Source organism: Bradyrhizobium sp. LeoA1Lang (assembly GCF_055413685.1).
In genome coordinates, this window is sequence record NZ_JBVAPG010000702.1 from 1 (window position 1) to 247 (window position 247).

At 58.7% G+C, this 247-nt stretch carries 1 pseudogene; it reads left to right on the forward strand.

What is annotated here, in order from left to right:
* Positions 1 to 121 precede the first annotated feature (121 nt).
* A pseudogene (locus ACZYOF_RS45010) lies at positions 122 to 247 on the forward strand (IS630 family transposase); the annotation flags it as partial.

Sequence of the window (247 nt, forward strand, 5' to 3'; positions counted from 1 at the left end):
TCTTCGCAATGCCCACCTCGATATCCCAGCGGCCGTCGAGGCGCTGCGCCAATACTGGATGCCGATCCGCTACGCACGCGCCCGCTGATCACTGCGAACGTGGGAGCTCTTACCGCTTACGATCAAAGCGTGGCTTGCTCGCCGGCCGCACTATCATGTCCACTTCACACCAACTTCCGCGTCATGGATCAATCAGGTCGAGCGTTGGTTCGCTGAACTCACCAGAAAGAAGATCCAGCGAGGTGTT